This is a genomic window from Synechococcus sp. A15-60, from assembly GCF_014280095.1.
Lineage (GTDB): Bacteria > Cyanobacteriota > Cyanobacteriia > PCC-6307 > Cyanobiaceae > Synechococcus_C.
Genome location: NZ_CP047933.1, coordinates 1338170 through 1351860, shown reverse-complemented (window position 1 = coordinate 1351860; position 13691 = coordinate 1338170). Strand labels below are relative to the sequence as shown.

Genomic DNA, 13691 nt, shown 5'->3' with positions numbered 1-13691 from the left:
CTTCCGACCGTTCCGTGGGATCTGCTCGCTTCGTCGCTCTCTCCCTACGCCTGGGTCTGTTTCAGGCCTGTCTAGGTGCCCTGTCCGTTCTCACCCTGGGCATTTTCAATCGATTGCTGATCGACGAGTTTGAGGTCCCTGCCGCGTTGACGGCACTGGCCCTCGGCAGTCAGCAGCTCGTGGCGTTTACACGCGTTTGGTTTGGACAACGATCAGACCGCTGCCGGTGGAAAGGACTTCGCCGGACACCATTCATCATTGGTGGAGCAGCGGCCTTCTGCACGCTCACTTGGGTGGCAGGGCGCACTGTGTTGTGGATCGCCGAAGCCTCACAAGAGGGCGACAGCAGCAGTGTGTTTCTGCGGGGGGTAGTGCTCGCAGTGGTGTTCCTCTTTTATGGCCTCGCGATTTCAGCCAGTTCCACGCCCTTCGCAGCACTCCTGGTGGATGTGAGCACTGAAAAGCAACGACCAGCCCTGGTGTCCGTGGTCTGGTCGATGTTGATGGTAGGCATCGTGGCGGGGGCCATTGTGTTGAGTGCCTTTCTGGGTTCGTCATGCGCAAGCGCCGGCATTGAAGCCGTGATCAACGGCGTTGATCGACTCGTGAGCATTGCCCCTTGGGTGATCTTCGCCCTGGTGTTGGTGTCCATCGCAGGAGTGGAACCCCGAGTAAGCACCCAATTGAAGAGCGCCGGAACAGCGGCCAGCACCGAACAGGAGATCTCACTGAGCGCGGCCTGGCAGGTGCTGCGCTCATCACCACAGGTGGGGTATTTCTTCGGCGTGCTCTCGTTGTTCACCTTCTCACTGTTTTTGCAGGAAGCGGTGCTGGAACCCTATGGCGGTGCCGTGTTTGGCATGGACGTGTGCACAACGACACGACTGAACGCCATTTGGGGAGTAGGCACCTTGCTGGGGATTGCCAGCACCGGGTTTCTCCTGACACCGCGCCTGGGCGCGCAACGCACAGCCTTGGCAGGTGGACTGTCATCAGCCTGCTTCGTGGTGTTGATGGTGGTGGCCGGTTCGCTGGGCTCCGAATCACTCTTCCGAGCAGCGCTGTTTCTGTTTGGTGCGGCAGCGGGGATCAGTACCAATGCGAGCCTCACCCTGATGCTGGGGCTCACATCACCGCTGATGGCAGGAACCTTCATTGGCGTCTGGGGATTGGCTCAGGCCTATGCACGGGGGTTGGCCACAATCAGTGGTGGCGCCCTTCTGAGTGGGTTTGGAACCCTGACGGGATCTCAAAACAGCTTCGCTGCCTACGCCGGCGTGTTCATTATTCAAGCCATCGGTTTGCTGGTGGCGGGCGTGTTGTTGCTGCGCGTGGACACCAAGCTGTTCCAGCGCAAGGTTGAACGAGCACTCGGCTCCATCCTGGCGAGTGAACTGGATTGAACACTGACGCGCTCGCTGTTGTTCAAGCCGCTGGCTGACGCCTGCTACGGGCCAATCGCAGCAGAGATCGGGTTTTCAGACGGCGGCCTTCGGCTTCGAGCACATAGCGCAACACCTTTCCAGGACAGAAAGCCAACCCGCGCACCTCATGGCCATGCACTTCAGCCGTCAACACCCTGGCCTGAGGTCCGCACCGTTCCTGCAACGGACCGATCACCTCGCGGCAAAGCTTGTCAACAGATCGAAGCATGGGCGATGTGATCGCTCTCTTCTCTGTAGCCAAATCCACTAGCTTCGTCCAATGGTTGTTTAGAAGGTCTTTAGAACCTCGTGGGTCGTCTGGTCATCACGCACAGCACCTATGTGGAGGGCTTAATCCCTTGGCTGAAGGTTCTCGCCAAAGACCCTGAGATTCAGACCATCACACCCGGGGTGATTTCACGGGTCCGCGGACGATGTTCGGGTCTTCAACTGCGTGTCTCCACTCCCGTATGTGGTGGATACAAGGTCATGGCTCGGCGTGGAACGACCGCACAAGAAGTGTTCGTGGTCACGCAATTGGAGCGAGAGGAACTGCTCAAAAGAATTGACCATTGCAGCCCTTAGTCGAATCAAGCCTCTCGACCAACCCATTCGGCCTGCACTTGGCGGCAAAGTTTTCTCGATTCTTCAGTTTTGACCTCTAGCTGCGAATGCAGGGCTGGATAAGTTTCAAGAAGCCGCGGAGTTTGGTTGGAATCTGTCGATCTGGACGTGCTGAGCGTGATGTTTTTTCAGCAATGGCTCGAGGCCACTGAGCTCGCGCGGTGGAATGAAGCCGCGATGGCTCTTTACAAGCTACAAGCCATCGAACAGGGTGAAGATTTCAAGGATCTAGCATTCCATGAAACAGGTCCGGCAGCAGCGAACAGCGATTCAAAAGCCGCGTAGGAACCCGAACATGCTTGCCAAATCGCCATGTTCATGGAAACAACGACTTTCAAGGCAATTGACACCAACCATTCGAGCAGTGGAGTGCGTATCGAATCCTGATCAACAGCAGCTGACAGGAACACTTTAATTTCACGTCACAGTCACGTCTTTAAAACTGAACGTCTGCTACCAAAAAAACAATCGCCGGACCAACAATGGATGATCATCAAGAACAGAAGCTTTCGCCACGCGAGATGGTACGAGCTCATCTGCCGATAGTGCTGGACCTAGTCAAGACTGCATCACTGGTGGTGATTGCTGTCAGTGGACTGCTCATCAGCCACCACACCCATGAGATGACCTTAGAAATCAAGGAAGCGAACAGCCAAATCACAACCACGGAGGCTCCAATCCCATGATTTCTGGTGGACTAAGCGTCAATCAAGGCATAAAAATTGCTGGCACAGACTCGGAAGCAGAAACGGCAATGGTCTGAACAACTTAAAGCGGTAATCGGTAGTCAAGCGACAGCCGCTCACAGAGAGGTTTAATTTTTTTCTCCCTACAACCAAAATCATAGAATCCGGCGTCGAGACGCTTCGCCTGAACACGATGAAAAGGATAAATTGCAAGACATTTACGTGCTTGAATGTAATCAACATCTTCGAGGGCAACTTCCCAGAGAATCCTTTTGCTACGAATCAAAGGCTGAAAAACATCCAACAAAGCCTGCTTTAACCAATGACGCTTGCAAAAAACAATTCGCTGATTTGTAAAAATCAGCCAACCTGAATGCAGCTCCTTACGCTGCAAGCCGAAAGTTATCAGCGACCACCAGATACTAAATTGACCTGGTGATCCATTCACATAAGCGCACCAAAGCTCCTCTTCATCAATTCCAAGCACATAACGACTATTCATCTTTGACGTTATTCTCCAATCGTTATAGGAGTAAAAATGTCTTGTGACAACAGAAAAGAGACAGGCGCTTGAAAAGAAGCTACAAAAAACGAGCAATCATGGAAGATGCTGCAGGTATTCGGACAGCAATACGACACTAGAACCCACCCGAACAGGAGCAAGTCCGTCGTGGCTCATCAAGCTCAAAAAACAGATTGACCCAAAACCAGTAAGATTGGCTTGCTTAGCGAATCGGCTCGAGGTATCTTGGCGAAACTCCCTCGACAGTCGTGACCTGACAGGAGTAAACGAGACTTTTCAAAGGTCCTCCTAAACGATTTCTATGCAATTTTGAGCTGATGAAAACCAAACTCACTGGATACGAATTACTGGCCGAATCCGTTACACTTTTGCTGAACTTTTCTCCCAAGGAAACAGCTTCATTATGTGGCTATAAGTCAAAAAAGAGTTGGCTCCTAGCTATCGAAAAAATTAAAAAACAGATCAAGAAGAAAAAGAAAAAAACTCCGATTGCTTTGCTCTGTCCAGCTAGCGATGAGATTAATAGTGCTATCGCTGAAGGAGATTCAGCACAAATATCAGACGACGGTTTAATGACCGGAGAAGTCACGATTTTCTAAGTATCGTCAACTCAGATCATGCCAAAGTAGAAGGGTGAATGCACCATCAAAAACGTTAGCTAATACGGTTCAACGATCAATCATTAAACTTTCAACCACGTCAAAACATTTATTGAGTCACAGTTGATAGGGTTTGACAAGAAGAGAATGATGATTGCGGTCGAGATGTGCAGCCACAATTGCGTCCAAAAGAAGCAGGGTTCTTAGGCAGGGGGATGGCAGTGATGGGATGCATGATTTTGAGCTCGATACTCTCGCTCTCGCTGCCATTGCTATGAAGAGGTGAGATGTCTTCTCACACCATGATCAAAGGGCATCTCACCCTTGCTTGAGCAGGCCAACCGTGACATCAGTCTTTAGGGATGAGCTACTGAAAATGTGCACTGCAGGGGTCGGCTTCCCATGAGTTGGTTGAAGCTGATGATGCAGACCGACACCATCAAGGTCATAATTCGTGAGTAATGAACAATTCTCTGCTTGGTCGTCTTTCGATTGCACTGTTTGCTTCTGCTCTCGCCGTTACGCTAGTGCCCCTGAGATCGCATAACCGCATTGCTGAGTCCAGCGATTCGAGAGATGCCTCCAAAAGATCAGACATTGGGTTGTGTTCATTCCTCAAAGATAATCATGATGGGGACAAGACCTTCACTGCGACGATTGGATCGTGGAGGCTGACTTTAAGAAATTCGAATAATTTTTATGCGGGCAATACGACGTTGCTCGAGAAACTAAAACCTAAGACTCCTGAAGCAGACTCGAAAAAACTTGATGCAGCAGTGCATACCATTGCAATCGATAGTGGTTGTCCGCCAAATGCCAATCAGAATATCCATCAAGACGTTAAGATACCCAGAAAATTATTTTATCTAATCAATACTCACGCTCACTTCGACCACATTCTGGGAAATTCACAGTTTCGCGATGCCGGGGCCGAGATTATTGCCCACATCAATGCCAGAAACGAAATGGCTTCACTCGCAGACTTTGACTCGTCGGGTCTACCTAATATTACCTTTAACGATGAAATGAATTAAGCTGTTGATGATCTCGTTATACGCCTAGTGCACCTTCCTTCAGGACATACAAATGGGGATATCGCCATCTGGATTCCAAAGCTCAACATCCTGTTCACCGGCGATACTTACATGACCGAAGGATATCCATTAATCGACCTAAGAACTGGTTCAATTTGGGGATTGATCAATGCAGTGACATCAATGATTAATCTTACAGGAGACAACACTTTGATTATCCCAGGCCACGGTAATCTTCGAACAAAAGAAAATGGGTCAATTGATGGACCGAGACGCAAAGACTTAATTCAGTATCGCGACATGCTGATCGCAGTGACAACAGAAGTGGAACGGCTAAAGCAGCTTGGGCTAAGCTTGGAAGACATCATTCACATTAGACCCACTCAAGAATATGATGGTGTATGGGATAACAACTTGATTTGCCCTGAAAACTTTGTATCCTTCATTTACAACTCATTGGCGGGGAATCAAGAGAAGATTGCCTCTTGCTCTAGCGACGATCGGCTTGATTTTGCAGCACCCGATTGAATGATTCCATTCTCGTCATGATACGCACGATCGAATTCAATTATTTAACTCGGTAAGTCACCATCGAAGTCCCTAATCAGCAGCTTGCGTCTTTCAGCAACATTTAAACAACTATGATCTAGATGGCTTCCGAAATCAGATAGGGCGACTGGGCCAATCGTTAGATACCTAAGGAAGCTTTGTGAATCCACTCTCCCTCTGAGTCACGATCGTCGCTAGAACGAGAGTGTTCTAGAGATCCTAATGTCTGAAGAGCTAGTAAGTATCAATGAAAGCATTCCGGGAGAGAATCTGAAAAGTGCGAGCAGTGCTCGAAACGAAGAAAGCAGACGATTCATGCGAGACAAACAACAAAGAAACAGGGAAATGTCAGGTTCATTTCTTCCATGAAAGGGATCGCATCCAGATCATGACTAAAGCGACCTTGCTTCAAAGTGTTTCACAATACTCTGAGCATCACAACGTTAGAGAAGAAAGCCCAGGCTTTCCTGACAAAGATCAAAGACGGTATCAGCCAACAGGAGAGGATCAAATCAGTCACTGATATCGCCTAGAAGCCGAAGGTCGCTTTGGCTGACCTGCATCTGAATCTTTAAGCCTCAAATCACTTCTGCATTCAATATTCTGATGAGGTACTGGAAATTAATTGGACTAATCAACAACAATATTATTTGAGTCATCGCCAATTGCCAAGATCAATAAAAATTTCAAACTGATTTTTCATGATGGTCTTGTCGCTCAGCGATACAAAGAATTCTTCTATATGAAAAGCACCCAAAAAGACGACAGCTCGTCTATTTTAAATGATTGTCAGTCAATACAGAACCACTTCTATCGCTAGTGCAGTAAAAACACGGATAAAGAGATTCTTTCTATGTCTAGAAAATGAGGCTCCACATTCACTTCCAGAAGCTTGGGTTCAAAATGTCACATCACACACCCTTCTCTACTCATAGGCTCTTGTCTGTTGATGCAGCAGAGGACGAGATGACTCCGGTTGTCCTCTCTTTTTTAAAACCATGGATGTCAGTGACCTCAGATGTGGTGCGTTGCATCCTCAGGCCAATGGATGACGATCACGAGTTCAATGACTTGAAATTGGATGTTGCCCTTCTTGTTGCTATTTCGGATGGCAAAGGAGGATTAACCCTATGCTCACCATTGTCATGCAACCCATGCACAAGCGGCTCTTCGATAGTCAATCAAATAATTGATTGCAAAACTCTTGTGCATTTCTGGCTGCAGCGAATCCAGCCTCGGCAGGAATCTTATGTTTTGGATCGAGTCCAGCAATAAATTCATTCATATTGTCCCGAGCTGCTTTGGCTGAAAGTTGATTGCCAAACACTAATGAACATAACGTCATCGCCGATCCATAGCTGTAGCCATACCAAACCGAATATCCATTAAGCCCATAAGGCAACGACATTTCCGCCTTAACGGGCAACGTGATGAATAGAGTGATTAAAAGTATTAATTTGTTCATGCGGCGGTTGCGTTACTGCTGTCTTAGCAACGCTGCCGAAGATGGTGATGATGAATCAGTACCTTCTTAAGAGGAAGCGACTGACGTGCTTGGGGTGCACTGCTCTGAAATTCAACCCATGCGCCAGTGGCTCTTTGCCAACTCACCCAGAGCGTTTGCGTTGTCGATCACGGTGATGTGATGAGCCGTTGGTGGAAACCTGCAGACCTATCAATCCACCAACCCAGACGCCAGCGCTGTGGACTTTCTGAAGCGTGGTCTCGTGATGCTTGGAGCGGGTTGAGCGTGTGGCAACTAAGTGGCAATCCCCCCTTCCTCCGATATCTGCCATTTGTTCTAATCCCAGTCTCTGACAAGGATTTTGAATAGGTGGACCACCTGACCGTGCGAGCCCCAGTGTTCGACCTGGAGTTACCAGAAGGGGCGACAAAGTGGGGATTCGTTTCCGGCTGCAAGGCCGGTCTACGGCACCATCACGACAGTCCCCCCAAGTCGAAAGAGAGTCAGATCAGAGCACTAGAGAAAGGCTGTCACCAATCAGGGAGTCCTTCATCAATTTAATGGATTTGGCCACACCGACCGAATACGTTCCAAGACTTCTCTTGCTTCGCCATCTCTGCCGTCGGCGTCGGGTTGCTGAAGCAGAACGGTGACATGCCCCACCTTGCGCGCGGGCATTTCCTCCTTTCCATACCAGTGGAGATGCGCATCGGGGATGGCCTGCAAAGCCGACAGACGCTCATCAAGTGAAAACTCCGCATCAGGTCCAAGACCAAGCAGGTTGACCATCAGGGCACCAGCAGCCACCAACTCCGTGGAAGGCACGGGTAAACCGGCAGTAATGCACAACTGCTGATCGAACTGACTGCTGCTGCAAGCTTCGATGGAGAAGTGCCCGGAATTGTGGGTGCGAGGGGCGACTTCATTCACCATCAAGCCTTGCGGCCCATAGAAAAATTCCAGGGCCATCACACCCACGTAATTCAGATGCGTGAGCAAAGAGGCTGCAATGTTGTAGGCCGTTGCCTCCAGCAGTTGCTCCGCCGGTGCAGGTGCCAGAACCCAGTCACAGACCTGACTGCTCTGGTGTGTTTCTACCAAAGGAAACGAACGGATCCGACCCTGCTGATCCCTGCTCACCACCAGAGCAAGTTCACGGTCATACGGCACCCAGGCTTCCAGCAACCAGTCCTTGGTCATAACGCTGCTGAGCAGCTCGCTTAAGGCAACACGATCCTTGATCACACGGGTGCCCTTGCCGTCGTAACCGCCATGCGCTGCCTTGGCCATCACAGGGAATCGCCAATCGTCCGGCAGTTCAAGCGTTTTGCGGTCAATCTCATCCAGGCCGACCCAATCAGGACTGGGCAGGGCAAGCTCATTCAGCAAGCGACGCTGCGACAGCTTGTTCACCAGTGGCTTCAGGCTCTGAATGGATGGCCTAAACGACACGCCGTCGCGCTCAAGCCTCAGCAAGGCCTCAACAGCAATCCATTCATTTTCGAACGTGATGCCATTGCAGCAAGCAGCCAGTGATGCGGTCGCTGCCGCATCGGTGGGAGTACCGATCACCTGATGCTGCGCAGATGCCGCGGCGGGATCTTGATCCGACGCACTCTGAACAACAACCGGAATTCCTCTGGCCTGACCCGCCTCACAGAGCATCAAGGCCAGTTGACCACCCCCGACGACCCCGATTGTGCCGGCATCATTCGGCATCGCCTTGGATTTGCTTCAACGTGAAGCTTGCCATCCAGCCAGCGTCAACGGGAATCAAATCAGCGATCGATCGTCACTGAGGCCGTAGCGAATGGCCGTCAGCAACAAGACGATCAGAAACAGCGCTAACCCCACCGTGCAGGCATAACTAATTTCCAGCTCAGCGAAGGCCTGGTCATACACGTAGTACACCAGTGTGCGCGTGGAATCCGCAGGACCTCCCTGCGTCATCAGAAACACCTCCTCAAACACTTTGGTGGCTGCAATGGCGGAGATCACCGCCACAAGCATGAGGTAGGGGCGCAACAACGGCAACGTGATGTCGACATGTTTTCTCCATCCCTCGCTGCCATCAAGTTCAGCCGCTTCGTAAAGCTCTGTGGGGATGCCTTGCAGGCCCCCCAGGAAAATCACCATGTAATACCCAAGTCCTTTCCAAAGAGTCACCAACATCACCGAAGGAAGGGCTAACAACGGACTGGTGAGAAAGTCGATGGGCATAAATCCCGATCCAATCAGGGCGCCCAACCAACCGTTGATTAGACCGTTTTCGGCATAAAGCCAACGAAAGGCGATAGCCGCCACCACGATCGACACCAGCACAGGGGTGTAAAACGCGGCTCTGAGCCAGTGAATTCCTGGCAGCACTCGGTTCACCAGCACAGCCAGCACCAACGCGCCGAGCACAATTGGCGGTACCACACCAACCAGGTAGATCAGCGTGGTGCTCAGCACGCGGTAAAACATCGGATCTCCGATCAGACGCCGCACGTTGGCTAGACCGATGAACTGCAACGGCTCTGAGACATCGAGACCCGTCTGCGTAAAGCTCATCAGCAGAGCCATGCCAGCGGGGATAAGCACTGACAGACTGAGCAGAGTCAACGCCGGTATGAGAAAAGCCCAGGCCGTCAGACTGGCGCGAGAATTAGGCCTGGAGATGGGCTTCATCAGACTCAGGACACTTGCGGCTGAGGATAGGGTCAGTCGATCAGAACAACTGCGGAACTGAGCCGCAGCCACGGTCCATGAGCACCACAGCGGAGGGAATGGCATTGCAGGAGTGCACGCGCATTAACGTGCCACTCGAGCGCAACCCCTATGAGGTCGTGATCGGAGAGGGCATGGTCAGTGCCATTGGCAAGTCGCTCGCTGCCATGGACGTCCGCAAGGGAACCAAAGTGCTCGTGGTTAGCAATCCCGATGTTGCAGCCCCCTATGGAGACAGCTGCCTGAACAGTCTGCGCACGTCAGGGTTTGATCCTGTGCTGCTGCAGATCGAGGCTGGAGAAGAGGGCAAAACGCTGCAGACCCTGAGCCAGATCCTCGATCAAGCCCAGCAACAGGGTCTCGAACGCACCTCACTGATGCTCGCCCTTGGTGGAGGAGTGGTGGGCGACATGACAGGCTTTGCCGCTGCCTGCTGGTTACGCGGTGTGGGGGTGATCCAGGTGCCCACCACACTGCTGGCCATGGTGGATGCCTCAATCGGTGGAAAAACCGGCGTCAACCACCCCAAAGGGAAAAATCTCATCGGAGCTTTCCATCAGCCAAGGCTGGTGGCCATTGATCCGAACACGCTGAAAACCTTGCCGGTGCGTGAGTTCAGGGCGGGTATGGCTGAAGTGATCAAGTACGGCGTCATCGGTGACCCGGATCTGTTCGCCCGCATGGAAAAAGCCGTGAATTTGTCGGATCCTGCTGCGATATCAGCGGCCATGCTTCACGACATCCTGGTGCGCTCGGCCCAAGCCAAAGCCACTGTTGTGGCCGCGGATGAACTGGAAGGAGGGCGTCGAGCCATCCTCAATTACGGCCACACCTTCGGTCATGTGGTGGAAACGCTGACTGGGTATGGCACCTGGCTGCATGGGGAAGCCGTGGCAATTGGCATGGTGGCAGCAGGACGTTTGGCGGTCTTGAAGGGACTGTGGGGTGAAGCTGATCAGATGCGCCAGGTGCATTTGCTCGAAAAGGCGGGGCTCCCCGCGAGCTGGCCCAACCTTGATGTGGATGCGGTGCTGACAACCCTTCGTGGTGACAAAAAAGTCCGTCACGGACGCCTGCGTTTTGTGCTGCCTACCTGCATCGGTGAGGTCGTGATCCGAGACGACATCAGCGACAGCGATGTGAGGGAATGCCTCGCTGCTCTGGCTTAGTTAAGAAGGCTCCCGCAAAAAGCGGCTGGGATTCGGCATCGGCAGGTCGTCATGATCTGCGCACCGTTCAAAAGCCAGCCAACGCAATTCCCCCAGACAACTGGGATCCACAAGACGCAGGAGCGCCTCACGTCTGTGCAAGGCCTCATCCAGCTGATGACCAGGTAACTGCTGCAGCGCTGAGAACCGCTCCGGCAGGCCGAGCGCCAGCAGAGCCTCTCCCTGTCGGCATTGACCTGCTGGGATCCAGCCCGTTGCCTTCGCGGAGTCCAGAAGGGTCTCCAGGCACAGATGTGCCGTGATGTCCTGCTCGCCAGCATGGCGCAGCACATCACCTGAGGCTTGCTGTTGGCGATACGCCGTCAGGGTCCCGTCTGGACGTCTGGCGGAGTAATAACGACTTGCTTCCATCGCATAGTCCACCACCAACAGCATGCCGTCTTGGATGGCATAGCTGGCCTGACGTAACCAAGGCTCCACAGCGTGGTGCCACTCCGTGGCCCAGCCGTCTTCAACATCGAGCGGAGGGAGTGGCAATCCAATCCGCTGCGCTTGCTGCGCAATCTGCGCGGCCAACGCCTCCGGCAAGGGTTCCTCGCCCCACACAAGCGATCCCTGGCCTAACTCGGACGACTGCAGTTGCACCAGTTGACGCTGCAAGGTCCCGTCGCGAACGATCAGCCGCTCGACAGGAAACGCATCCAGCAACTCATGCGCAATGAGGATGCCAATCAACGGCTCTGCATGAAGATCCTCCAACGCACTCCAGCGACAGGGAATGGGGTGGTCACTGCTCAGCCGGTTGCGTTGGCGAGCTTCCATGCCGGGATTCAATTCCACCAGCACGCATTCCAGCCTGCCGATCAGATCGGGAGCTTGGACAGACAGATGAGGCCTCAGCTGGTCCATGAGATGCCCTTCACCTGGGCCGACATCCACCACAGCCAGTGGCTGATCAGGATGACGACGCGCCAACACCTCTAGCCACTCGATGAGTTGACGGGCCAGAAGGGCACTGAAGTCATCACCAAGGGCAGGGGATGTGACGAAATCGCCATCCGTTCCTACCTGCAGATGGCCAGCTCCATAGGCCCCATGCTGAGGGTCGTGAAGTGCCCATTCCATGAAGGTGGAAAAGGGAACTTGATGGCCATGCAACTTCAACCTCTGCTGCATCCAATCGGGGCAGGGCACATCGGAGGCCTTCATGTGGTGAGAATGGCGAGCACTCGCACACGATCATGGGTCTCCAAGCCATCTCTCGCGGCATGAAGGCTGTGCTGAGTCTTTCGGTTCTGCTGCTGCTACTCGCTGCACCGGCCATGGCCATCGACAATCCGGAATTGCTGCCGGATCACGCCACACCAGTCATTGACCTAGCCAAAGCTCTCAGCGACAACCAGCGTCAATCCCTAGAAACATCGCTGGATGCCTTTGAGGACCGCAGTGGCTGGAAACTGCGAGTCTTGACTCAGTACGAGCGCACACCTGGCAGAGCGGTGAAGGAATTTTGGGGATTGGATGAACGCAGTTTGCTGCTAGTTGCTGATCCCCGGGGTGGAAATCTGCTCAATTTCAACGTGGGAGACGCCTTCTTCGCATTGATGCCACGCACGTGGTGGGTCGAACTGCAAACGCGCTACGGCAATCAGTACTACGTGAAGGACCACGGTGAAGACGGTGCCATCCTTGCGGCCCTGGATGCCGTGGAACTCTGTCTCGACCGCGGTGGATGCCAGGTGGTTCCTGGCCTGCCCACCGAACAATGGCTTTGGACGCTCACCACATCGGTCTTGGGAGGTCTGATCGCCGGTTTCGCCGCCTATCCGCGCAAGGAAGGCGAAAAGATCGCCTGGGCCTGGGTGCTGCTGCTGTCTCCTCTCTGGGTGATGTTGTTTGGTGTGTTCGGCGTCGCACCGGTCGTGACGCGCACCAGTGAGCTGCTGCCGCTGATCCGCAATGGCATGGGATTCCTAGCCGGTGGTGTTGCCGCCTATTTGATTGCGCAGGCCACGGTCGGGCGGAAGCTCAATGAATCAACCAACGAAAGCTGATTCAACGATCACCCGTACGTCGGGATGCCATAGGGCATCCCGAGTGGCTCAGGGCATGCCGCAGAGAATGGTTGGCACGGTGCAGACGGGAGCCTTCGGCGCTCCATCGGCGGGCATCTCACCGTTTCTAGCTGCAGCAAGATCGGCACGACGCTGATCTCGGATCTGACGCAGCTGCACCAGGTTGAGATCGTAGAAACCACGCAGACTGTCGAACCGCTTGACGGGTTGACCGTAATAACTGCGCCCTCTCAGGGTGGGGAACGATGCCCATTCGGGAGCCAGCATCGCGGCCAACTGCGGCGTCATCACACCCGTGTCGGTCAAGCCAAGGGCTTTGCGGCGTTGAATCAGGAACAGTGCGCCCTGATCTTGCACTTCAGGGCCAAAGCCACGGACACCAATGCTGCGCTTGACCAAGTCCCAGGTAAAAGGCATGAACTGATAGGCACCCGCTGCAGCACTCGCGTAACGCGAGGAATAAATCACCCGATCGGGATGACGGTCCATGCTGGCCATGAGGCCACCGCCGAACATCACCCGATAACCCACGTCAAGGCCGTTTTTCCAAGTGCCTTCGGCAAACCGAATGGTGTTGAGCATCGCGCGACGCTCGGGCGTGATGATGTAAGGAAGGGCAGAAACTGGGGCCTCTTCTTCCAGTTGAACCAGCTTGGATCGAGATTCGATGGAGGGAAGAACCGCATGCACCGGTGCGGTGATGGAGGCGGTGAATGGGACAACGCTTGCAACGGCGCCTGCAAAGCAACGACAGGCATTCAAAGCAAGAGAAGTCATCAAAGGCTTACGAAGAACAAAATCACCACTTTTGGCAACAAGCAGTTGGTTTTAGGT

General features: G+C 53.2%; 14 protein-coding genes, 1 other RNA gene and 1 pseudogene. 8 read left to right on the top strand and 8 right to left on the bottom strand.

Features of this window, described 5'->3' with window-relative positions:
* Positions 1-14 precede the first annotated feature (14 nt).
* Positions 15-1403, top strand: coding sequence for a BCD family MFS transporter (locus SynA1560_RS07480; RefSeq protein WP_186499948.1), 1389 nt, complete (start codon positions 15-17; stop codon positions 1401-1403).
* A 22-nt stretch (positions 1404-1425) separates the two neighbouring features.
* Here SynA1560_RS07480 and SynA1560_RS07475 read toward each other — a convergent pair whose 3' ends face one another.
* The gene (locus tag SynA1560_RS07475) at positions 1426-1653 is read right to left on the bottom strand and encodes a hypothetical protein (RefSeq protein WP_186499946.1); all 228 of its coding nucleotides are present in this window, start codon (positions 1651-1653) and stop codon (positions 1426-1428) included.
* An 80-nt stretch (positions 1654-1733) separates the two neighbouring features.
* Between SynA1560_RS07475 and SynA1560_RS07470 the strand changes: the two genes are divergently transcribed.
* The 3 genes from SynA1560_RS07470 to SynA1560_RS07460 all read left to right on the top strand — a co-directional run bounded on the left by SynA1560_RS07470 (position 1734) and on the right by SynA1560_RS07460 (position 2734).
* Positions 1734-2009, top strand: coding sequence for a DUF2103 domain-containing protein (locus tag SynA1560_RS07470; RefSeq protein WP_186468729.1), 276 nt, complete (start codon positions 1734-1736; stop codon positions 2007-2009).
* 159 nt (positions 2010-2168) lie between these two features.
* Entirely contained in the window at positions 2169-2333 is a 165-nt protein-coding gene (locus SynA1560_RS07465; protein WP_255476873.1) for a hypothetical protein, read from the top strand.
* A 197-nt stretch (positions 2334-2530) separates the two neighbouring features.
* The gene (locus tag SynA1560_RS07460; protein WP_186499945.1) at positions 2531-2734 is read left to right on the top strand and encodes a hypothetical protein; all 204 of its coding nucleotides are present in this window, start codon (positions 2531-2533) and stop codon (positions 2732-2734) included.
* An 82-nt stretch (positions 2735-2816) separates the two neighbouring features.
* Here SynA1560_RS07460 and SynA1560_RS07455 read toward each other — a convergent pair whose 3' ends face one another.
* Positions 2817-3236, bottom strand: coding sequence for a hypothetical protein (locus SynA1560_RS07455; protein ID WP_186468727.1), 420 nt, complete (start codon positions 3234-3236; stop codon positions 2817-2819).
* Between the two features lie 338 nt (positions 3237-3574).
* Here SynA1560_RS07455 and SynA1560_RS07450 point away from each other — a divergent pair, with 338 nt between their 5' ends.
* Together SynA1560_RS07450 and SynA1560_RS13955 are read left to right on the top strand one after the other, a co-directional pair.
* Entirely contained in the window at positions 3575-3856 is a 282-nt protein-coding gene (locus tag SynA1560_RS07450; protein ID WP_186499943.1) for a hypothetical protein, read from the top strand.
* A 461-nt stretch (positions 3857-4317) separates the two neighbouring features.
* A pseudogene (locus SynA1560_RS13955) lies at positions 4318-5418 on the top strand (MBL fold metallo-hydrolase).
* 1198 nt (positions 5419-6616) lie between these two features.
* On the opposite strand, the gene SynA1560_RS07435 reads toward SynA1560_RS13955, so the two are convergent.
* The 4 genes from SynA1560_RS07435 to SynA1560_RS07420 all read right to left on the bottom strand — a co-directional run bounded on the left by SynA1560_RS07435 (position 6617) and on the right by SynA1560_RS07420 (position 9574).
* The gene (locus SynA1560_RS07435) at positions 6617-6904 is read right to left on the bottom strand and encodes a hypothetical protein (protein WP_186499938.1); all 288 of its coding nucleotides are present in this window, start codon (positions 6902-6904) and stop codon (positions 6617-6619) included.
* Between the two features lie 367 nt (positions 6905-7271).
* A non-coding RNA gene (gene ssrS / locus SynA1560_RS07430) (6S RNA) lies at positions 7272-7455 on the bottom strand.
* Position 7456: 1 nt separating this feature from the next.
* On the bottom strand, positions 7457-8623 hold the full coding sequence (locus SynA1560_RS07425) for a 5-(carboxyamino)imidazole ribonucleotide synthase (protein ID WP_186499937.1): 1167 nt from the start codon (positions 8621-8623) through the stop codon (positions 7457-7459).
* Between the two features lie 54 nt (positions 8624-8677).
* Positions 8678-9574 carry a carbohydrate ABC transporter permease gene (locus SynA1560_RS07420; protein WP_186499934.1) on the bottom strand — a complete coding sequence of 299 codons (897 nt, stop codon included), beginning with the start codon at positions 9572-9574 and terminating at the stop codon, positions 8678-8680.
* Between the two features lie 98 nt (positions 9575-9672).
* Here SynA1560_RS07420 and aroB point away from each other — a divergent pair, with 98 nt between their 5' ends.
* The gene (gene aroB / locus SynA1560_RS07415; protein WP_255477135.1) at positions 9673-10782 is read left to right on the top strand and encodes a 3-dehydroquinate synthase; all 1110 of its coding nucleotides are present in this window, start codon (positions 9673-9675) and stop codon (positions 10780-10782) included.
* On the opposite strand, the gene SynA1560_RS07410 is transcribed toward aroB, so the two are convergent.
* On the bottom strand, positions 10783-11991 hold the full coding sequence (locus tag SynA1560_RS07410) for a class I SAM-dependent methyltransferase (protein ID WP_255476872.1): 1209 nt from the start codon (positions 11989-11991) through the stop codon (positions 10783-10785).
* A 59-nt stretch (positions 11992-12050) separates the two neighbouring features.
* Between SynA1560_RS07410 and SynA1560_RS07405 the strand changes: the two genes are divergently transcribed.
* The gene (locus tag SynA1560_RS07405) at positions 12051-12836 is read left to right on the top strand and encodes a TPM domain-containing protein (protein WP_370523223.1); all 786 of its coding nucleotides are present in this window, start codon (positions 12051-12053) and stop codon (positions 12834-12836) included.
* A 48-nt stretch (positions 12837-12884) separates the two neighbouring features.
* Here the strand turns inward: SynA1560_RS07405 and SynA1560_RS07400 are convergent, their stop codons facing one another.
* Positions 12885-13634 carry a glycoside hydrolase family 104 protein gene (locus SynA1560_RS07400; RefSeq protein ID WP_186499930.1) on the bottom strand — a complete coding sequence of 250 codons (750 nt, stop codon included), beginning with the start codon at positions 13632-13634 and terminating at the stop codon, positions 12885-12887.
* Positions 13635-13691: the final 57 nt, after the last annotated feature.